This is a genomic window from Bradyrhizobium sp. ORS 375, from assembly GCF_000239775.1.
Taxonomy (GTDB): Bacteria; Pseudomonadota; Alphaproteobacteria; order Rhizobiales; family Xanthobacteraceae; genus Bradyrhizobium.
Window position 1 is genome coordinate 1 of record NZ_CAFI01000288.1, and the last position, 20,416, is coordinate 20,416.

The window sequence follows — 20,416 nt, forward strand, 5'->3', positions numbered from 1 at the left end:
CGGCGCCGATCACGCGGTTCTCGGCCATCGCGACGATCTGCACGATCTCGATCATGGCGCTCTCCCAGCGAGCTGCGTCAGCGCAGGCCCCGTGACCTTGCACACGGTCCATTCCTCCATCAGCTCGGCGCCGAGCGACTTGTAGAAGGTGATCGACGGTGCATTCCAGTCGAGCACCGACCATTGCAGCCGCGCCCAACCCTTTTCGACGCAGGTGCGGGCGAGATGGCCGAGCAGCGCCTGGCCGATGCCGTTGCGGCGGAACACCGGCCGGACGAACAGATCCTCGAGATAGATGCCGGGCTTGCCGGCGAAGGTCGAAAAGTTGACGAACCAGACCGCAAAGCCCGCGACGGCGCCGTTCCATTCGGCGAGGTCGCAGAGCAGCGTCGGGTGATCACAGAACAGCGCCGCGGCGATGTCGGCCTCGGAGGCGACCACCTCGTGCGAGAGCTTCTCGTAGTCGGCGAGCTCGCGGATCAACGCGAACACGACGCCGATGTCGGCAGGCCTGGCGCTGCGGATCGTGACCGGCATGCGCTAGACCGCGACCTCCGCCTTGATGTGCGGATGCGGATCATAGCCGGCGAGCGCGAAGTCCTCGTAGCGGAAGGCGAAGATGTCCTTGACGTCGGGATTGAGCGTCATGGTCGGCAGCGGCCGAGGCGTGCGGGTCAGCTGCAGGCGGGCCTGCTCGATGTGGTTGGAATAGAGATGCACGTCGCCGAACGAGTGCACGAACTCGCCGAGCTTCAGCCCGGTCACCTGCGCCACCATCATCGTCAGCAGCGCATAGGAGGCGATGTTGAAGGGCACGCCGAGAAAGACGTCGGCCGAGCGCTGGTAGAGCTGGCACGACAGCTTGGCGTTCGCCACGTAGAACTGGAACAGACAGTGGCACGGCGGCAGCGCCATCTTCTCGACGTCGGCCGGATTCCAGGCGGTGACGATCAGCCGGCGCGAGTCGGGATTGCGCCTGATCATGTCGACGACGTTGCTGATCTGGTCGATCTGGCCGCCATCGGGAGTCGGCCAGGAGCGCCACTGGTAGCCATAGACAGGCCCGAGTTCGCCATTGGCATCGGCCCACTCGTCCCAGATGGTGACGCCGTGGTCGTGCAGATACTTGATGTTGGTGTCGCCCCTCAGGAACCACAACAGCTCGTGGACGATCGCCTTCAGCGGCAGCCGCTTGGTGGTGACCATTGGAAAGCCGGCGGCGAGATTGAAGCGCATCTGATGGCCGAACACGGACAAGGTGCCGGTGCCGGTGCGGTCGTGCTTCTCCGCGCCATCGGACAGAATGCGTTCGAGCAGGTCGTGATATTGGTGCATGGTTCGTGCCGGCGGCCCCTCGCAGAAGGCGGCGAATGTAGCGGCGGGGACCGCCTCGCCCTAGCGCGAGTCGGTCCGTCCGGGCAATTATACCCGGAAAAGTGTCGATCGCCGCGCCAAATGACAAGGGCGGAACCACGTTTCGCCCTGCCTTCCACTCCGGGGGTGGTTGCCTCGGCTAGCTGGCCGGCTTCAGCACGGCGCTCCATTTGGCGATCTCGCTCTTTACGAGCGTCGCCAGCGCCTCCGGCGTCCGGTCCGCCTGAGCCGGGATGACGCTGCCGAGCTCGAGCAGGCGCTTGCGGACGCCCTCATCGTCGAGCGCCTTGGCGGCAGCAGCATTCAACTTGGCCAGGATCGGAGCCGGCGTGCCCTTGGGCGCGAAGATCGCGTTCCAAGCCTGGGCCTGGAACTTCGGCAAGCCCGCCTCCGTGGTGGTCGGGACGTTCGGCAGCGCTGGATTGCGCTCGGGCGTCGCGATCGCATAGGCCTTGATGGTGCCGGCGTTGATCTGTGGCACGGCGTTGACGATCTGGTCGCACATGTAGTCGACCTGACCGGCGACCAGCGCGTTCATCGCCGGCCCCGTGCCGTTAAAGGGCACGCCGACCGGCTTGACGTCGAGGATCGAGTTCAGGAGTTCGCACGAGACATGCGAGACCGAGCCGACGCCGGCATGGGCGCCGTTGACCTTCTCGCTGTTGGCCTTGATGTAGTCGACGAACTCCTTGGTGTCCTTCGGCGCGAAATCCTTGCGCGCCAGGATGAGGATCGGTGTGCCCGCGAGCAGCGCGACCGGCTCGAAATCGCGCTCCGGGTGATAAGCGAGCTTGGGATAGAGCGGCACCGCGGCGGCATGGGTGCCCATGTGGCCGGTGATCAGCGTGTAGCCGTCATTGGCGGCGCGGGCCGCGCGCGCGGTGGCGGTAGTGCCGCCGGCGCCGACCACGTTCTCGATGATGATGCTCTGGCCGAGCGTCTGCGCCATGTGCGCGGTGACGATGCGCGCGATGACGTCGGTCGGACCGCCCGCAGCGAACGGTACGATCATCGTGATGCTGCGCGTCGGGTAGTTTTGCGCCTTGGCGGGCGCCGTCGACAAGCCCAGTCCAGCAACCACGCCGGCGATCGCCGCCAGCCAACCGATCGAACGTGCACGAACGCACCAGCTCATCAGATCCCTCCTCGGGCCCGCTCTGCTGCGAGCCTTCGCTGGTGATAGCTACATCACAGCGCATTGTCCGAGGTCGATTCGACTTGCGGCTGCGGCGCGCCGACGCAGGGTCACCCCTCGCTCTCGACGAACACCTCGTCGCGCTTGCGGCGAAGCGTCGGCAATACCGCCAGCACCAGCAGCCCGGCGGCGATCGCGAGCAGCACGGCCGAGAGCGGCCGGGTCAGGAAGACGGACCAGTCGCCGCGCGAGATCAGCAGCGCCCGGCGCAGGTTCTCCTCCATCAGCGGCCCGAGCACCATGCCGAGCAGCAGCGGCGCCGGCTCGAAATCATGCTTGATGAGCCAGTAGCCGACGAGTCCGAACGCGCCCGCCAGGATGACATCGACCGGCGCATTGTTCACCGAGTAGATGCCGATCGCGCAGAAGATCACGATCGACGGGAACATCAGCCGGTATGGCACCCGCAACAGCCGTACCCAGATGCCGACCATCGGCAGGTTGATGATGATCAGCATGAGATTTCCGATCCACATCGAGGCGATCATGCCCCAGACAAGATCAGGCTGCTTCTGCATCACCTGCGGGCCCGGCACGATGCCGTGAATGGTCATGGCGCCGACCATCAGCGCCATCACCGCGTTCGGCGGGATGCCGAGCGTCAGCAGCGGAATGAAGGAGGTCTGCGCCGCCGCGTTGTTGGCGCTCTCCGGCGCCGCGACGCCCTCGATCGCGCCGCGGCCGAAGCGCGACGGATCCTTCGCCAGCTTCTTCTCGAGCGTGTAGGCCGCGAACGACGCGATGACCGCGCCGCCACCCGGCAGGATGCCGAGGATTGAGCCGAGCACAGTGCCGCGCAGGATCGCCGGCGTCGAATCGCTCAGGTCTTTCCTGGTCGGCATCAGGCCGGTGATCTTCTTCTGCACGAGATCGCGGTCCATCTCCGCGCCGGCGTCAAGGTTGCGGATGATCTCGGCAAAGCCGAACACGCCCATGGCGACGGTGGCGAAGCCGAGGCCGTCGGCGAGTTCGGGAATGTTGAAGGCCATGCGCGAGACGCCGGTCTCGATGTCCGAGCCGACCATCGACAGCAAGAGGCCGAGCACGATCATTGCGATCGCCTTCAGCACGGAGCCTTTGGCCAGCACCACCGCGAAGATCAGGCCGAGCACCATCAGCGAGAAATACTCCGCCGGGCCGAACGCCAGCGCGAGCTTGGTCAGCGGCGCGCCGAGAATCGCGATCAGCACGGTGGCAACGCAGCCGGCGAAGAACGAGCCGATCGCGGCGATCGCCAGCGCCGGGCCGGCACGGCCCTGCTTGGCCATCTGGAAGCCGTCGAGCGCGGTGACGACCGATGTGGCCTCGCCGGGAATGTTGACCAGGATCGAGGTGGTCGAGCCGCCATACTGCGCGCCGTAATAGATGCCGGCCAGCATGATCAGCGCGCCGACCGGCTGCAGGCCGAAGGTGATCGGCAGCAGCATCGCCACCGTGGCGATGGTGCCGATGCCCGGGAGAACGCCGACCAGCGTGCCGACAAGCGCGCCGATCAGGCACATCAAGAGATTGATCGGCGACAGTGCGACGGCGAAACCATGGGCGAGATTTGCAAACAGATCCATTCCGCCCTCACTGCAGAATAAAGCGCGGCCACAGCGGCATCGGCAGGCCCAGCACATAGGGAAACAGCAGCGCGCAGCCGCCGGTGAGGCAGATGCCGACGATGAGGGCCTCGCGCCAGCGCGTCTCCGGACTGCCGATCGCCGCGATCAGGAAGCTCGCAAGCCCCGTGATCAACAGGCCGAGCGGGCGAATGGAGACGGCGAAGGTGAGGATGGCCAGCGACACGAACAGCGGCCCGCGCCAATGATAGGTCGCAAGCTGCGCCCCGGGGCTGACGGCGCCGATCACGGCGACCGCGGCGCCGAGACCGAGCAGCAGCAGACCGAATATCCGCGGCGCCGTTCCGGCCCCGAACGAGAAGCCGCGCATGCCCTGCAGATCGCTGGAGGCCCACAATGCAAACAGCGCGATCGCCATCAGCACGACGCCGCCGAAATAGTCCTGCGGCGCCCGCGGACGCACCAGGAATGTGAACACCCCGACCGCGATCAGGGGATAGGTGTAGATCAGCGCCATCAGGACGTCCGGCGAGAGCGAGGTCTTGCCGCCTGCGGCATATTGCTGCGCCAGTGTCGGGATCGCAGCCGCCAGGGCCGACGCATGTGCCGCCACCACCTGCAGCGGACCGCGGCTCGAGAGCGGCGCGACGAGACCGGCCAGAGCGATCAGCAATTCGATGATCTGCGGCGTGAAGGCGAGGACAAGAATGATCGCTGCGCCCGTGACGCTGCGCGCGCCTGGCAGGCTTGCCGTCCCGCCTGACAACTGGCCCGTGGTCTCGGCCATGTCCTCGCCCTCCCCCGATCGGCCTTTGTTGGCCGGCACTATTTTCGTTCGGCGATCCGGAGCGCACCGGATCACTTCTGTTTTGCTAGCGGCTTTCCCTAGAGAAGGCCAGCGAAACCAAGGCAGCCGCCCGCGGCCAACAGCCAGAGCGGATTCAGTCGCGTCGTGGATGCAACGACGGCGGCGATGACGGTGAGCGCGAATGCGCGCCATGTCTGATCGGAGGCGAGGCCGAGGATCCACACGCTGGCAGCCATCAAGCCGATCGACAGCGGCACCAATGCCGCTTGCACCAAAGCGGGCCAGCGCGCGCCGCGCGCGTTCGAGAGCCAGCGGCTGACGACGTAGGACAGAACAGCCGTGGGACCGCACATCGCGATGGTCGCAACCGCTGCGCCCGCGACGCCTGCGACCGAATAGCCGATCAGGGTCACGATCAGGACATTCGGTCCTGGAGACAATTGGGACAGTGCGAAGACATCGGCGAACTGCTTGTCGGTCATCCAATGCCGCACATCGACCGCGACGCGGTGCAATTCGGGAATGGCCGCCACGGCGCCGCCGACGGCGAACAGCGAGATCAGCGCGAAGGTCCAGAACAGCTGCGCGAGCGGATTGTCGTCCCCGCTCATCGCGCCCACCGTGTCCTGGCATAGGTGATGGCGAGGCTGAGCGGCACGGCCACCAGCAGCACCTCCTGCAGCGGCAGCCGCGCCAGCCCGATTGCGACGAAGACGGCGGCCATGACGACCAGGCCCACCAGGTCCCGCTTCTTCGCGAGCGGCGTCAGCATGCGGAAGACGACCGACGCCAGCAGCCCGACAGCCACGCAGGACACGCCCGCGAGCCCTTGCCTCAGCGCATCGGCCTGCCCGAAGCGCCCATAGATGGCTCCGAGCATCGTGATCAGCAGCATCGGCGGCACCAGCAGGCCAGCAAAGGCCGCCAATCCACCCGCGATCCCACGCAAGCGCGCCCCGAACACCATGGCGAGGTTGACGATGTTGGGCCCGGGCAGGAAATGGCAGAGCGCGAAGGTCTCGTTGAATTCCTCCGCCGTCATCCAGCGGTGCTCGTCGACGATCGCGCGGCGCGCGAACACCAGCACGCCACCGAACCCCGACAGCGACATTTTCGCGAATGCGAAGAAGAGCGTGCGAAGGCTGGGCGGGATCTTGGCGATATCGGCTGCAGACGAGGCCGCCGGCGCAATCTCGGAGGACATGCGGCACTCTAGGAGGACGGAATCGCGCCTGCCAAGGGCGGACGGACGGTTCCCCACACCGACCCACATTTTTGTCGCGGTCCGTGGCGTTTGAGCCCTGTGCATCTGCCGGCGGGCCGCCTATATTGGGGGTGCCGGCTTGCCGGCTATGGAAATAAATCGCCGTCGAAATAAACCATTCGGACCCGGGGGCGGTACCCGGCGCCTCCACCAAAGCCCGCGATAAGACTGAGACGGGTTTTGGCGGGGGCGAAATAGGATCGACGAGGGCGTAAAGGGCGAGCTTTTTCCCGGTATTGTTCCGCCGTTATCGGGCTACTGCAATAGTTGCCAACGACAACTTTGCTCCGGTTGCTCAGGCTGCGTAACGCAGTTTGAAAGACCACCTTAAAGTCCTAACGGGTTAAGCTCCGTTAGGCGGGGTTCGGAGGCACCTGGCAACAGAAGCCTCCACTTTCCTTTGCTCTCTTGCCGTGCTCGGACGCGCAAACGGCTGGCCTCCGGCGTTCTCCCCAACTTTGTGATATCCCCTCCTCGTTCATTCCTCCGTTGACCTGACTTCCGTCGGCTTCTAACCGTTCCCATATGTTGCCGCGGGCCGGCTTCGCTGCTGACCTCCGCGCCAAGGCGGGGTACGATAGGCCGGATACGAGTCGGGAACGCTGCTGCCGCGACGGCGCGGCGATCCGACGCGGGCGGAGCGCGGCCCACACGACACAGGACCGATCATGGCGACCGATCATATTCGATACGATGTGCTGGCGCGCGACGCGCTGCGCGGGGTTCTGCGCCGGGTGCTGACCGACGCCGCCACCCACGGCCTCCCCGGCGAGCATCATTTCTTCATCACCTTCGTGTCCAAGGCTGAGGGCGTGAAGCTGTCGCCGCGCCTGCTCGCGCAATATCCTGAGGAGATGACGATCATCCTGCAACACCAGTTCTGGGATCTGGTCGTGACCGAGGATCGCTTCGAGGTGGGCCTGTCGTTTGGGGGCATCCCGGAGCGGCTGGTGGTGCCGTTCCACGCCATCAAGAGCTTCTTCGATCCCTCGGTGCAGTTCGGGCTGCAGTTCGAACCATCGGAGGCGATCGCGGAAACGCCGGCCGCACCGAAACTGCCGGCTGCTCCCGCTCCTTCCGCCGTCGCTACGCCGCTGTCGGCACCGGCTGCCAAGGCTAGTGAGAAGGCCAGCGACGACGAGCCCGTGCCGCCGCCTCCTCCGGGAGAAGGCGCCGAGGTGGTCCGCCTGGACCGCTTCCGCAAGAAGTAGGCGCATTCGTCGCGCGCGGAACAGCCGGCGAGCCCATAGATTGACGCATGCTTGAACTGGCCCACGCCGGTTCGCGACCAATCATGGGTAAACGTCATGGCGACATCAGCGAGTTCATCATCATCCGGCTCGATGCGAACGGAGACCGACAGCTTCGGCCCGATCGAGGTCGCGGCCGACCGCTATTGGGGCGCCCAGACCGAACGCAGCCGGCAGAACTTCCGCATCGGCCATGACCGCATGCCCATCGGGATCGTGCATGCGCTCGCGCTGGTGAAGCTGGCGGCAGCCAAGACCAATCGCGAGCTCGGGCTGCTCGAACCGACCATGGCGGACGCCATCGTCCAGGCGGCCCAGGAGATCATCGACGGCAAGCTCGACGACCATTTTCCGCTCGTGGTCTGGCAGACCGGCTCCGGCACGCAGACCAACATGAACCTCAACGAGGTGATCGCCAATCGCGCCAGCGAGCTGCTCGGCGGCGAGCGCGGGACCAAGAAGCCCGTGCATCCCAACGATCACGTCAACATGAGCCAGTCGTCGAACGACTCCTTCCCCACCGCGATGCACATCGCGGCGGCGCGGGCGATGTCGACCCACCTCGTGCCGGCGCTCTCGGAGCTGCTAGCGGCGCTGCGCGCCAAGCAGGATGCATTCGCGGACATCGTCAAGATCGGCCGCACCCACACCCAGGACGCCACGCCGCTGACGCTCGGCCAGGAGTTCTCCGGCTACGCGGCACAGGTCGAGAGCGCGATCGCCAGGATCAAGAGCGCCGCGCACGATCTCCTGCCGCTGGCCCAGGGCGGCACGGCGGTGGGCACCGGCCTCAATGCGGATCCGCAATTCGCGGCCCTGTTCGCCAAGCATGTCGCCGACATCACCGGCCTCGCCTTCACCACCGCAGCCAACAAATTCGAGGCGCTCGCGTCCAACGACGCCTATGTGTTCGCGCATGGCGCGCTGAACGCCGCGGCCACCGGGCTGTTCAAGATCGCCAACGACATCCGCTTCCTCGGATCGGGTCCGCGCTCGGGACTGGGCGAGCTGATTCTGCCTGAGAACGAGCCTGGCTCGTCGATCATGCCGGGCAAGGTGAACCCGACTCAGTGCGAAGCACTGACGATGGTGTGCTGCCAAGTGTTCGGCAATCACACCGCGATCACCATGGCCGGGAGCCAGGGGCATTTCGAATTGAACGTCTACAAGCCATTACTCGCACATTGCATGATGCAGTCCATACAATTACTAGGTGACGCCGCACGTTCGTTCCGCGAACATTGCGTGATCGGAATTCAGGCCGACGAGACGCGGATTCGCGAGCTAATGCAGCGTTCTTTGATGCTGGTGACGGCCCTTGCGCCGAAAATCGGCTACGACAACGCCGCCAAGGTGGCCAAGACAGCGCATCAGCGCGGCACCACGCTGAAGCAGGAAGCCGTGCGGCTCGGCTTCGTGTCCGAGGACGAATTCGACCGTCTCGTGCAGCCCGAGAAGATGACCAGACCCGGAAGATCGTGACGGTAGTCCCGTAGTACTACGGGGGGTGATGCAATTCTCGCTGTTAACCCCTAAAGGATAGTCTCGACTACAAGTTCTGCTGCGTTTGGTGAATACAAAACCAGCTCGCAACGACGCGAATGGCTATCGAACTATCAGGGAGCGATGACGTGATTGTCTGGAGAACGCCTAGGCTCATCTGCGCGACGCGCACGCTCTCACTACAATGTTCGATGTCTTAGATGATCGGAGCAAGCATGGGGGACGTCATCAACCTAAAGCGTTTCAGAAAGCGCGTTGAGCGCGATCAGGCAGCAAAGGTCGCCGAAAGCAACCGCGCTCGCTACGGCAGGACGAAGTCCGAACGCGCAACTGACGCACAACGCGACAAGCGCGCGAACGAATTACTCGATCAACATCGTATCAATGGCGAGGACGCGTGATGAAGTCGCCCGTCGTAAAACGTTCAATCGTGGTCGCAGGTCACAAGACCAGCGTCAGCCTCGAAGAGGCCTTCTGGAACGGCATGAAGGAGATTTCGGGTCTCCGGAACATGACGCTGTCCGAGCTGGTCGGAGAGATCGACAACAATCGCCAGCAGGGCAACCTGTCCTCGGCGATCCGTCTGTTCGTGCTCGACCACTTCAAGAGCCGCGCCGCGGCGTCCTCGGCCTCCTCCGGGATCGAGCCGAAGGCCACGGTGGACAGCCGACACACGGCCTCAGCTGCCGCTCCTTGAGGCAGATCAGAGGGCGGCCGGCCCGGTCTGTTTAAAATCGCTCTAAGATGCCGCGGCATTGCACATGCCGCGCTTGACCTCTTGGCACGCGATTGAAAATACAGGCTATGAGCGAAATCTGCGACACACGGCCGCCTCTGCCGCTCGGTCTGGCCCGGCGTGGCTATACCGGAACGATCCAGCACCTGACTGCTGAAGGGACGAGTTCGTCCCTTCCGGACGTCGAGTTGGAAAGCCGGCTCATCGAGCTCGGCTTCGTCGAGGGCGCCCGGGTCGAGATCCTGCACGAAGGGATCGTCGGGCGCGACCCGATCGCCGTGCGTGTCGACAACATCACCGTCGCGGTCCGCCGGCGTGAGGCCATGGCCGTCATCGTGGCATAGGCCGCGCGGGAAGCGTCGACCATGGAAAGCCCTCTGCTGCATCTGGCTCTGGTGGGGACACCCAACAGCGGCAAGACCTCCCTATTCAACGCGCTGACGGGAAGCCGTCAGAAGGTCGCGAACTATCCTGGCGTGACTGTCGAGCGCAAAGAGGGCGCGTTCGTGACGCCGCAGGGCCGCCAGGTGTCGCTGGTCGACCTGCCCGGGACCTATTCCCTGCGCGGCCGCAGCCCGGATGAGGAGATCACCCGGGATTTCGTGCTGGGACGTGCCACCGGCGAGGTCTTGCCCCACCTGGTGTTGTGCGTTGCCGACTCGACCAATCTCAGGTTGACAATCCGCCTGCTGCTCGAGCTCAAGAGCACCGGGCGGCCGCTGGCGCTCGTGCTCAACATGTTCGACATCGCCAAGCGGCGCGGCGTGACCGTGGACGTCGAGAGCCTGTCGCAGGCGCTGGGCGTGCCGGTCGTGACTTCGATCGCCGTCCGCAAGGGCGGCACCGACGACCTGCTGCAGCTGACCGATCAGCTGCTTTCTCACGCGGCCACATCCACCGCCGATCGCGCCAACACTTGGCGGCCGCTGACCGTGCCGGAGCTGCGTGCTACCCAGCGCGAAGCCGATCGCATCATCGCCGCGACCGTGAGCCTGCCGGAGCGCCCCGACACCTGGACGGCGCGGATCGATTCCATCGCGTTGCACCCGGTGGGCGGCCTTTTCATCCTGCTGGCCATCCTGTTCATCATGTTCCAGGGTGTGTTCGCCTGGGCGCAACCCCTGATGCAGCTGCTGTCGGCGGCGTTCGATGCGCTCGGCCAGCTCGTGCACGACCAGCTGCCCGAGGGCCTGCTGCAGAGCTTCCTGCAGAACGGCGTGATCTCCGGCGTCGGCAGCGTGATCGTCTTCCTGCCGCAGATCATCATCATCTTTCTGTTCATCCTGCTCCTGGAAGATTTCGGCTACATGGCGCGCGCCGCGTTCCTGATGGACCGCATCATGGGCGGCGCCGGGCTGCATGGCCGCGCCTTCATCCCGCTGCTGTCCAGCTTTGCCTGCGCGATTCCCGGCATCATGGCCACGCGCGTGATCGACAACCGCCGCGACCGCCTCACGACGATCCTGATCGCGCCCTTGATGACCTGCTCGGCACGGATCCCGGTGTACACGCTGATCATCTCGGCCTTCATCCCGCCGACCAAGGTCTGGGGCCTCGTCAATCTGCAGGGGCTGGTGATGTTCGGGCTCTATGCCGCGGGCATCGTCAGCGCGCTGCTGGTGTCGTTCCTGGTCAAGTTTTTCCTGATGCGCGACTATCAGCCGGCGCCGTTCATGCTGGAGCTGCCGGACTACAAGCTGCCGCGGCTGCGCAGCATCGCGATCGGCGTCTACACCCGCGCCAAGATGTTCCTGCAGCGTGCCGGCACCACGATCTTCGCCATGATGGTGCTGATCTGGTTCCTGGCCTCGTTCCCGCAGCCGCCGGCCGCCGCCACCGAGCCCGCGATCAATTACAGCCTGGCGGCGATGATCGGCCAGGCGATCGCGCCGCTGCTCTCGCCGGTCGGCTTCAACTGGCAGATCGCCGTGGCGCTGGTGCCCGGCATGGCGGCCCGCGAGGTCGCCGTCGCCGCGCTCGGCACCGTCTACGCCATTGAAGGCGGCAAGGAGGCGGCCGAGCAGATCGGACAGGTGCTCGCGAGCAAATGGAGCCTCGCCACCGCGCTGGCGTTGCTCGCCTGGTACATCTTCGCCCCGCAATGCGCCTCGACGCTCGCCGTCATCCGCCGCGAGACCGGCAGTTGGAAGTGGATGGCCGTGACCTTCGTCTACATGTTCGCACTGGCCTACGCGGCGGCTTTTGCTACCTACCATATCGCCGTGGCGATGGGCGCGGGCTGAGCCCCCGGTCCGCAGCGGCGGACGACCAGGCGCCCTTGCCTAGAGCCGCGGCATCGTTTCCGGCCGCACCTCGCGGGCCTGCGCTGCCAGCCGGATCGAGGCATTGACAGCACCGAAGCCCTGGTAGCTGCGCCGTTGCACGATCTCGAAGAAGAAGCGTTCCTCGAAGATGTGGGTGTAGACCTGGAAGAACTCGGCATCGCCGTCGCGGTCGTACAGGATCTCGTTGGCGCGGAGCGCCGCGATGGTCTCGGGCGCGAGGTCGTATTTGGCTTCGAGATCGTCGTAATAATTGTCAGGGATGTCCAAGAAGCCGGCGCCGCGGGCGCGCATCTCGGCGACAGCCGCAAAGATGTCGTCGCAGGCAAACGCGATGTGCTGCACGCCGGAGCCGAAGAACTCCGAGATGAAGCGCGACGACAGCGTCCGCGTCGCCGTGGAGCCATTGAGGATGAAGCGCAGGCTGCGATCGCCATTGACGATCGCCTGGCTCTGCACGAGGCCCCGGGGGTCCGCGATCTCCATCTGCGGCAGGCGCGAGAAGTCGATGATGCCGGCATAGAACAGCAGCCAGGACAGCATCTCCTCGTGCGGCATCGATTGCGCGATGTGATCGACCGCCAAGAGCCGGTCGGTTGCCGCATCGCTCGCGATGGCTTCGAAGTCGACGTCCCAGTGCCGGCCGTGCGTATCCAGGAAATACAGCAGGCTGCCACCGACGCCGTGGATCGCGGGGATCTCCAGCTCGCCCGGCCCGACCGGCTGCGTGAACGTCCGCGTCTTCAAGGATTGCGCCCGCGCCATGGCGCGATCGGCGCTGTCGACGTCGAGCGCGAGCGCGCAGACACCGGGACCATGCGTGACGTAATGCGAATGCGCGAAGCTCGCCGGCTCGCAATTGATCACCAGCTCGATCTTGCCCTGTGACCAGCGCTGCACCGCCTTGCTGCGATGCCGCCCGGTCTTTCGGAAGCCGAGTTGGCTGAGCAGCGTGGCGAGCGTCTCCGCCTTATCCTCGCTGACGGCGAATTCGACGAAGCCGATGCCATGACTCTTGACCCGCGGCTCGAACCTGGGCTCCGCAACAGCAGGCATCTTGGCGGCGAGATCATCCTGCAGCAGCAGCAGCGAGCGCATGCCGTCGAGCGCAGTGCGCGGCGCCGAGCCGGCGCGGAACTGGTCGTTGAAGATCTCGAGCGACAACGGCCCGGCATAGCCGGTCGCGGCGACCGCCTCCATGAATTCGCCGACCGGCAGATCGCCCTGCCCCGGAAAACTGCGGAAGTGCCGGCTCCAGGACAGCACGTCGAGCTCGAGCTTGGGCGCGTCGGCGAGCTGCACCAGGAAGATCTTGTCGGCCGGAATGGCGCGGATCGCGTTGGTCGGCAGTGCCGGCGCCAGCGCGTGAAAACTGTCGAGGATGACGCCGATCGCCTTGTGATCGGCGCGCCGCACGATCTCCCAGGCATCGCGATAATCGTGCACGTGGCGGCCCCAGGCCAGCGCCTCGTAGCCGACGCGCAGCCCGCGCTTGGCAGCGCGCTCGCCCAGTTCGTGGAAGTCGGCGGCGGCGCGGTCGATGCCGCCGAGCGAAAGCGGCGAGACGCTGCTGCAGATCAGCAGCAGGTCGGTGCCGAGCTCCTGCATCAGGTCGAACTTGCGCTCGGCCCGGATGAAGTTGCGCGCGCGCTGCGGCTCCGGCATGCCCTCGAAATCGCGGAACGGCTGATAGGCGCAGATCGTAAGCCCAAGGTCGCGGCACATCTGCCCGATCTCACGCGGCCGCATCCCGAAGGCGACGAGATCGTTCTCGAAGATCTCAACCATCTCGAAGCCGGCGGCGGCGATCGCCTTGAGCTTCTCGTCGAGCGCGCCTGAGATGGAGACCGTTGCGATCGAGCGCTGATTCATGCCGCCGTCTCCTCCATCGCGCCGCCGAGGAACAGCTGGCCGATGCGCGGATCGGCGAGCACACGGTCGGCCTTGTCGACGATCCGGGTGCGGCCGAGCTCGAGCACGATGCCGTAGTCGGAGATTTCCAGCGCCGAGCGCGCATTCTGCTCGATCAGAAGCACCGAGACGCCTTTGTCGCGCAGCTGCTTCAGCATGTCGAACGTCTGCTGCACCATCAGTGGAGACAGGCCGATCGAGGGCTCGTCGATCAGCACCAGCTGCGGCTCCAGCAGCAGCCCCCGCGCGATCTCGAGCTGCTTCTGCTCGCCACCGGACAAGGTCGAGGCCTGCCGATCCGCCTTCTTGCGCAGCACCGGGAACACGTCGAGCGCCCCTTCGACGCGTGCCGGCAGATCGATGTTGGCCGGCGCTGCGACGCCACCGAGTTCGATGTTGTGACGGACCGACAGCTCGCCGAAGATGTTGCGGCCCTGCGGGATATAGCAGATGCCGGCGCCGAGCAGCGCACGCTGGCTGAGGCCCGTGACGTCGCGGCCCTTGAACACGACCTTGCCCTCGCGCAGCTTGAGCAGGCCGAAGATCGCCTTGAACACGGTCGACTTGCCGGCGCCGTTCGGACCGATCACGGTGGTGATCGATCCCTTCGGCACCGAGAACGTGGTGCCGTTGAGGATCGTCATCTTGCCGTAGCCGCCGACGAGGTTCTGGACGTCGAGAATGGTGTCGCTCACGAGCGTCTCCCTCAGTGGCCGAGATAGGCTTCGATCACGGCCGGATTGGCCCTGATCTCGTCGGGCTTGCCGATCGCCAGCACCTTGCCTTCCGCCATCACCATCACCCGCGAGCACAGCGACATCACGAACTCCATGTTGTGCTCGATGACGACGAAGGTGGCGCGGCGCTCGCGGTTGATCGCGATCAGACGATCCTTGAGATCGCCCAGCATGGTCGGATTGACGCCGCCGGCGGGCTCGTCGAGCAGCACCAGGCGCGGGCCGCCCATGAAGGCCATGGCGGCGTCGAGCAGCTTCTGCTGGCCGTAGGACAGCCCGCCGGCCGGCTCGTTGGCGAGATGCTCCAGCTTGAAGAAGCCGATCATCTGGTCGGCGGTTGTGGTGAGGCCGGCGTCCGATGGACCGAACAGCCGCGACAACATGCTGCCGCGATGCTCCTGACCGGCGAGGATCAGGTTGTCGCGCACCGACAGCTTGGGAAACACCTGCAGCAGCTGAAAGGTGCGGCTGACGCCCAGGCGATTGAGCTCCGCCGGCCGCTGCCCGGTGACGAGCTTGCCATCGACCCTGACCTCGCCCGCGCTCGGCACGAGTTGGCCAAGAATGCAGTTGAACAGGGTCGACTTGCCGCAGCCATTCGGTCCGATCAGGCCAAGGATCTCTCCCTCCTGCACGTCGAAGCTGACGCCGTCGACGGCGGTGATGCCGCCGAAGCTCTTCTTGACGTCGCGAACATCGAGGACTGCGGTCATTGCGCGGCCTCCAGCTTCGATTGGGCGGCCGCGCGCAGCGCCGATGCCGCCTGAGTCCGGCGTGAGCTGAGATAGCGGTCGAGAATGCCGAGGATGCCAGTCGGCGAATAGATCAGCAGCAGGATGACCGCCACCGCATAGAGCATCAGGTAATAGCCCTCGGCGACGCGCAGCCACTCCGGCAGCAGCACCGCGATCATCGCGCCGAGGAACGGACCCATCATGAAGCCGGCCCCTCCGACGATCACCATCATCAGGAGATCGAGCGAGAGCTGCAGGTTGAATGGGACGGGATCGACATATTGCGTCAGCGGCGCATAGAGCACGCCGGCGATGCCGCCGAGCACCGAGCCGATCGCGAACGCCATCAACGTGTAGCGACGCGTGTCGATCCCGAGCGATTGCGCGCGGATCGGATTCTCACGCAGCGCTATGAAGGCGCGGCCCCAGGGCGAGCGGATCAGCCACCACATCGCGAGCGTCACGAGCGCGAGCGAACCGAGGCAGAGGTAGTAGAACGGCAACGGCTTCCGCGTCGGGAAACCGAGGATCTCGGGGCGCGGGATGTTGCTGATGCCGTAGATGCCGTTGGTGAGCCAGCTCTCATTGCGGAACACCAGGAACATCAGCGTCGAGAACGCGAGCGTAACGAAGGCGAGATAGTGATGCTGCACACGCAGCGCCGGATAGCCGAGCAGCCAGCCGACGATGAAGCAGAGGACGATGACGAGGCCGAGCGCGGCGATCAGCGGCCACCCATGGGTGGTGAGGATCGCGGCTCCATAGGCACCGATGCCGACGAACGCGCCCTGCGCCAGCGACACCTGCCCGGCATAGCCGAGCGTCAGGTTGAGCCCCATCGCTGCGATCGTCATCACAGCCCACTGGCTGAGGATGTACAGGCCGTAGCGATTGAAATTCATCGGGATGATGATCAGGCCGGCGATGACGACGACCGCCAAACCCACGAGCAGAAGCTTGCTGTGCTTGGTCATACCGTCCGCTCCTCAGCACGTCCGAGCAGCCCCTGCGGCCGAAACAGGATCATCATGATCAACAGCAGCATCGGAACGGCAGCGCGGTACTGGGTCGAGACATAGGCCGCGGCGAGGTTGTCGACGACGCCGATCAGGAGGCCGCCAGCGATGGCGCCTCGCACCTGATTGAAGCCGCCCACGATCGCGGCGATGAAGGCCGCCTGTCCAAGAACTTCGCCGCTCGAGAATTTCGCCAGATAGATCGGCGTGATCAGCAGCGAGGCCAGCGCCACCAGCACGGCATTGATGAGGAAGGTCAGCATGATCATGCGCTCAACTGGCACGCCGATGATGCGGGCCACCGTCGGGTTCTGCGCCGCGGCCTGCATCTGATGACCGAGAGAGGTGCGGTTCAGCAGCGCGGTCAGGCCGACGACCGCCAAGATGGCGACGGCGAGGACGCCGAGGCTCTGCAGCGAAATCGCGCGCCCCAGGATCGAGACATCGCCGACCGGCACGATCGACGGGAACGGCGAGGCCTCGGCGCTGAAGAACTGCTTCACCGCCTCCTTGATCCCGATCGCCAGCGCCATGGTGGCGATCGCCAGCGGCAGCACGCCATGCCGCAGCATCGGATCGACCAGAAGCATCTTGAAGGCGAGACCGAGCAGCAGCGCCGACAGCAGCACGCCGAAGAGGACGGCGAGCCAGAACGGTGCGCCGACATGCATCACCGCAAGCATCAGGAAGGCCGGCAGCATCACGAACTCGCCCTGGGCGAAGTTGATGGTCTGCGAGGTCTGCCACAGCAGAGTGAAGCCGACGGCAACAAGCGCGTAGATCGCGCCGGTGGCGAGGCCCGCCACGATCAGGTCGAGCAGATTGGACATGGTTTCCCCGGGGACCCTTGGTGACGGCGGCGCTGGACATCACCCATCCAGCGCCGCCGATCGGCCGGTCTCGTTAGTTGAGCTTCGGCAGCACCTGCTTGACGACCTGCTTGCCTTCGACCACCTCGACCAGGAAGCCCTGGCGATCGATGTCACCGTTCTGGTCGAAGGTGACATCCATCAGGATGTTCGGCTCGGTCGAGGTCTTGATGGTCAGGCCGTGCAGGGTATCGGCAAACGCCTTGGGGTCGACCTTGCCCATTTTCTCGGTGGTCGCCTTGACCATGTAGATCGCGAGATAGCCCTTCAGGCCGTTATGGTCAGGCACGTAGTTGTACTTCTTCACGAAGCGATCGCGGAACGCCTTGACGGCTTCGACCGGGGCGTCGGTGGTCAGACCAACGTGGCCACGGGCGCCGTTGGCGGCGTCGCCGGCGAGCTCGATCACCTTCTGGCCGACCAGCGTGGTCTCGCCGATCAGCGGCACCGTCACGCCCTGGCGCTTGATCTCCTTCAGGATGCGCGCGCTCTCTTCCTCGTTGACGTAGATGAAGACTGCGTCGGGTGCCGCCGCCTTGATCTTGCTGACGTCGGCCGCGAAGTCCGCCTGGCCGGCTTCGGTCGACAGGTCGGCCGCGACCTTGATGCCGAGACGGTTGAACTCCTTGGTGATGACGTCGCGTCCGCCGCGGCCGAAATCGTTGTTGACCCAGACCACCGCGACCGACTTCGCCTTCAGCTCATCGTTGATGTACTTGGCGACCTTCGGCATCGAGGACTGCTGGCCGAACGAGGTGCGGAACAGGAATTTGTTGCCGGCCTGGGTCAGCTCGGCCGCCTCGCCGCCCATGATCTGGGTGATGCCGGCCTCGGCCGCCAGCGGCGCCGTGACCTTCACCGAGCCGGAATAGCCGGGCCCGAGCAGCACGTAGGGCTCGCCGTCGAGCGCCTTCTGCACCTGCGCACGAGCGACACCGGGGTTCGACTGCGAGTCAGCGTGGCTGACTTCGATCTTGCGGCCGAGAATGCCGCCCTTGGCGTTGATCTCCTCGACGGCGAGGTCGATGCCGTTCTTCCAGTTGGTGCCGACGGTGGCGCCACCGCCGGACAGCTCGGCGACGTTGGCGATCTTGATGGGGGCGCCGGACTGCGCGTAGGCGGCTCCGGACAGCAGCACGGCCGAGCACAGGCCAGCCAGGATGATCGATCTCACGTTGTTTCCTCCTCTGTCTTAAACGCTTGTTTGCGTTTCTTGCTTGAACGACTTGTTCCGCCGCGTATTGACGGTCGGCTCAGGCGGCGTCAACCGCCTGGTATCTCTCCGCCATGTGGTTGTCGAAGGCCGCGCCCATCGCCTCGGTCGACGCTGCAAGGCCGGTGAACAATTCGAAAGCGTCCGCCGCCTGGTAGATCGCGAGCTCACGTCCGAGCAGCACCTGGGCACCCCTGGCCTTCGCAGCTTTCAAGAGCGGCGTCCAAAGCGGCGAATAGACCGCGTCTGCGACCCAGAGATCGGCGCGCAGCAAATGATCCGGCACCGGCGTACCGCGGTTCGGCAGCATCCCGATTGGCGTGCCGTTGACGACTCCGACGGCGTCTTGCAGCGCCGCTTCGACGCTGTCGACGACCGTCACCTTCGTTCCGGTTGATAGCAGCTGCGCGAGCCTCTCGGCACGGGCGCGCTCAGTGTCGAAGATTCGCAGACCCACGACGCCGAGGTTCGCAAGTGCGAAGGCAATCGCCTTGCCCACTCCGCCGGCCCCGATCAATGCGACGACACCGCGGCCGGTCTGGTTGACCAGCGGCGCCACCGCACGTTCAAAACCGGTGGTATCGGTGTTGTGGCCGATCAGCCGGCCGCCGCGCACCACGACGGTATTGACCGCGCCCATCGCCTCAGCCTTCGGCGCAAGCTCGTCCAGCAGCTCGACCACGGCTTCCTTGTAGGGATAGGTCACGTTGACGCCGGCGAAGCCCAGCCGGCGCACCCCTTCGAGCAGCGAGGACAGGCCGGCACGGTCGGCGCCCGCGACCTCGATCAGCTGGTAATGGCAGCGCAAACCGAGCGCCGCCGCAGCATGTTCGTGCATGGCGGGAGATGCCGAATGCGCGATCGGCGCACCGATCAGGCCGGTCAGGAATTTGCGGGCTTTGAGCGCGGAAAGATCAGGCACGTTCGGTTCAGTCTCTGCTGCCGCCTCGCGCGATCGCCGCACGAGCGATGAATGTCGCTACGGACGATAGCGCGTCCACGGCCTAACACAATTACCCAAATATCCGCCAAACCTAACATCATGTTATCTTTTGCTGGCGGCCGCCTTTGCTGGCTTCGTCACTTGGCGCCGTCCCGGCTCGAGCGCGCGCATCTCCGTCCGCAGACAATCGATGAAATGCTCGGCATAGAGCGACAGCGGGGTGCCACGCTTGACAGCGATGTAGGTGTCGAACCGCGTCGGCTCGGCGATCCTGATCAGCTCGATGCCGGGATAGCCGCCATGCGCCACCGTGAACTGATCGATCACGGCAATTCCGAGCCCCGCCTTCACCAGCGCGCAGACGGTGGTGCCGAAGCGCGCCTTGATCGAGATGTTGTAGCTGAGTTTGTTGCGCGCGAAGATCTCGGCCATGATCCGACCGTAGGGATCGTTCGGATCGATGCCGATCAGCGGATAGCGCGTCATCTCGGCGGCCGACACCTGCTTGCGTCCCGCCAGTTCGTGGCCGGGCGGAACGATGCAGTACAGCTCGCCCGAGGCCAGCGGCATAAATTCCAGGCCGGAATGGTCGAGCCGGTAGCTCATCGCCACGCACTCGCCCTTGCCCAGCATCAGGTAATCGATCGCCTCCTCGATCTTGAGGATGTTGATATCGATGCCGAGATCAGGATAGCGGCGGCGGACGCGCTCGATCGCGCGCGGCACCATCACCTGCGAAATGCTCGGTACCGAGCCGACGCGCAGCTCGGACAGCGCGCCGCGGCCGATGTTGGAGATGATGTAGCTGAGATCGTCGACCTTCTCGTAGACGCTGTTGATCTGCTCGAAGATGTTCTGCGCTTCCGGGGTCGGGAAGTAGCGGCCGTTCTGACGCTGGAAGAAGCGGATGCCGAGCGAGCGCTCGGTGTATTTCACGAGACGGCTCACACCGGGCGCCGAGACCTTCAGCAGCCGCGCGGCGCCGTTGATGGTGCCGGTCACCATGACCGCGCGGA

At 65.2% G+C, this 20,416-nt stretch carries 21 protein-coding genes and 1 other RNA gene; 7 read left to right on the forward strand and 15 right to left on the reverse strand.

Translation table 11 applies throughout. The features are described 5' to 3' along the window. Positions 1–51: 51 nt before the first annotated feature. The 7 genes from BRAO375_RS20695 to BRAO375_RS20725 form a co-directional block, all read right to left on the reverse strand. A complete protein-coding gene (locus BRAO375_RS20695) occupies positions 52–537 on the reverse strand; it encodes a GNAT family N-acetyltransferase (protein WP_009029395.1) in 486 nt (161 codons plus the stop codon). Between the two features lie 3 nt (positions 538–540). Then, positions 541–1,335, reverse strand: a complete 795-nt coding sequence (locus tag BRAO375_RS20700; RefSeq protein WP_009029396.1) for a thymidylate synthase — start codon at positions 1,333–1,335, stop codon at positions 541–543. Between the two features lie 178 nt (positions 1,336–1,513). Beyond that, on the reverse strand, positions 1,514–2,509 hold the full coding sequence (locus tag BRAO375_RS20705; protein WP_009029397.1) for a tripartite tricarboxylate transporter substrate-binding protein: 996 nt from the start codon (positions 2,507–2,509) through the stop codon (positions 1,514–1,516). A 110-nt stretch (positions 2,510–2,619) separates the two neighbouring features. Next, on the reverse strand, positions 2,620–4,134 hold the full coding sequence (locus BRAO375_RS20710) for a tripartite tricarboxylate transporter permease (protein ID WP_009029398.1): 1,515 nt from the start codon (positions 4,132–4,134) through the stop codon (positions 2,620–2,622). 7 nt (positions 4,135–4,141) lie between these two features. Next, positions 4,142–4,921: a tripartite tricarboxylate transporter TctB family protein gene (locus BRAO375_RS20715; protein ID WP_009029399.1), complete on the reverse strand. Its 780-nt coding sequence runs from the start codon at positions 4,919–4,921 to the stop codon at positions 4,142–4,144. 98 nt (positions 4,922–5,019) lie between these two features. Further along, the gene (locus BRAO375_RS20720) at positions 5,020–5,553 is read right to left on the reverse strand and encodes a chromate transporter (protein ID WP_009029400.1); all 534 of its coding nucleotides are present in this window, start codon (positions 5,551–5,553) and stop codon (positions 5,020–5,022) included. Beyond that, positions 5,550–6,146, reverse strand: a complete 597-nt coding sequence (locus BRAO375_RS20725; RefSeq protein ID WP_009029401.1) for a chromate transporter — start codon at positions 6,144–6,146, stop codon at positions 5,550–5,552. Before BRAO375_RS20725 ends, BRAO375_RS20720 begins: the two co-directional genes overlap by 4 nt. Before the next feature lie 94 nt (positions 6,147–6,240). On the opposite strand from BRAO375_RS20725, the gene ssrA reads away from it, so the two are divergent. From ssrA to feoB, 7 genes are all read left to right on the forward strand, one after another. Beyond that, positions 6,241–6,601, forward strand: a transfer-messenger RNA (tmRNA) gene (gene ssrA / locus BRAO375_RS35860). A 273-nt stretch (positions 6,602–6,874) separates the two neighbouring features. After that, complete coding sequence (locus BRAO375_RS20730) at positions 6,875–7,417, forward strand: SspB family protein (RefSeq protein ID WP_009029402.1); 543 nt, start codon at positions 6,875–6,877, stop codon at positions 7,415–7,417. A gap of 96 nt (positions 7,418–7,513) precedes the next feature. After that, the gene (fumC, locus tag BRAO375_RS20735; RefSeq protein WP_009029403.1) at positions 7,514–8,938 is read left to right on the forward strand and encodes a class II fumarate hydratase; all 1,425 of its coding nucleotides are present in this window, start codon (positions 7,514–7,516) and stop codon (positions 8,936–8,938) included. Positions 8,939–9,174: 236 nt separating this feature from the next. Continuing rightward, positions 9,175–9,360, forward strand: coding sequence for a DUF4169 family protein (locus BRAO375_RS20740; protein ID WP_009029404.1), 186 nt, complete (start codon positions 9,175–9,177; stop codon positions 9,358–9,360). Next, positions 9,360–9,656 carry a ribbon-helix-helix domain-containing protein gene (locus tag BRAO375_RS20745; protein ID WP_009029405.1) on the forward strand — a complete coding sequence of 99 codons (297 nt, stop codon included), beginning with the start codon at positions 9,360–9,362 and terminating at the stop codon, positions 9,654–9,656. Before BRAO375_RS20740 ends, BRAO375_RS20745 begins: the two co-directional genes overlap by 1 nt. Before the next feature lie 107 nt (positions 9,657–9,763). After that, positions 9,764–10,039, forward strand: a complete 276-nt coding sequence (locus BRAO375_RS20750) for a FeoA family protein (RefSeq protein ID WP_009029406.1) — start codon at positions 9,764–9,766, stop codon at positions 10,037–10,039. Positions 10,040–10,060: 21 nt separating this feature from the next. Next, positions 10,061–11,938, forward strand: a complete 1,878-nt coding sequence (gene feoB, locus BRAO375_RS20755) for a ferrous iron transport protein B (RefSeq protein WP_009029407.1) — start codon at positions 10,061–10,063, stop codon at positions 11,936–11,938. Positions 11,939–11,977: 39 nt separating this feature from the next. On the opposite strand, the gene BRAO375_RS20760 is transcribed toward feoB, so the two are convergent. The 8 genes from BRAO375_RS20760 to BRAO375_RS20795 all read right to left on the reverse strand — a co-directional run. Then, positions 11,978–13,849, reverse strand: a complete 1,872-nt coding sequence (locus BRAO375_RS20760) for a bifunctional sugar phosphate isomerase/epimerase/4-hydroxyphenylpyruvate dioxygenase family protein (protein ID WP_009029408.1) — start codon at positions 13,847–13,849, stop codon at positions 11,978–11,980. Continuing rightward, the gene (locus tag BRAO375_RS20765; protein WP_009029409.1) at positions 13,846–14,583 is read right to left on the reverse strand and encodes an ABC transporter ATP-binding protein; all 738 of its coding nucleotides are present in this window, start codon (positions 14,581–14,583) and stop codon (positions 13,846–13,848) included. Before BRAO375_RS20765 ends, BRAO375_RS20760 begins: the two co-directional genes overlap by 4 nt. Positions 14,584–14,594: 11 nt before the next feature. Then, positions 14,595–15,338, reverse strand: coding sequence for an ABC transporter ATP-binding protein (locus BRAO375_RS20770; RefSeq protein ID WP_009029410.1), 744 nt, complete (start codon positions 15,336–15,338; stop codon positions 14,595–14,597). Further along, positions 15,335–16,333 (reverse strand): branched-chain amino acid ABC transporter permease, encoded by a 999-nt coding sequence (locus BRAO375_RS20775; protein ID WP_009029411.1) that lies wholly within the window; start codon positions 16,331–16,333, stop codon positions 15,335–15,337. Before BRAO375_RS20775 ends, BRAO375_RS20770 begins: the two co-directional genes overlap by 4 nt. Beyond that, the gene (locus BRAO375_RS20780) at positions 16,330–17,205 is read right to left on the reverse strand and encodes a branched-chain amino acid ABC transporter permease (RefSeq protein WP_009029412.1); all 876 of its coding nucleotides are present in this window, start codon (positions 17,203–17,205) and stop codon (positions 16,330–16,332) included. The genes BRAO375_RS20775 and BRAO375_RS20780 overlap by 4 nt, the downstream gene beginning before the upstream one ends. 73 nt (positions 17,206–17,278) lie before the next feature. Next, on the reverse strand, positions 17,279–18,418 hold the full coding sequence (locus BRAO375_RS20785) for an ABC transporter substrate-binding protein (protein WP_009029413.1): 1,140 nt from the start codon (positions 18,416–18,418) through the stop codon (positions 17,279–17,281). 79 nt (positions 18,419–18,497) lie between these two features. Continuing rightward, complete coding sequence (locus BRAO375_RS20790) at positions 18,498–19,379, reverse strand: shikimate dehydrogenase (RefSeq protein WP_009029414.1); 882 nt, start codon at positions 19,377–19,379, stop codon at positions 18,498–18,500. Positions 19,380–19,502: 123 nt separating this feature from the next. Next, on the reverse strand, positions 19,503–20,416 hold a 914-nt coding region (locus BRAO375_RS20795; RefSeq protein ID WP_035641509.1), incomplete at its 5' end, for a LysR family transcriptional regulator.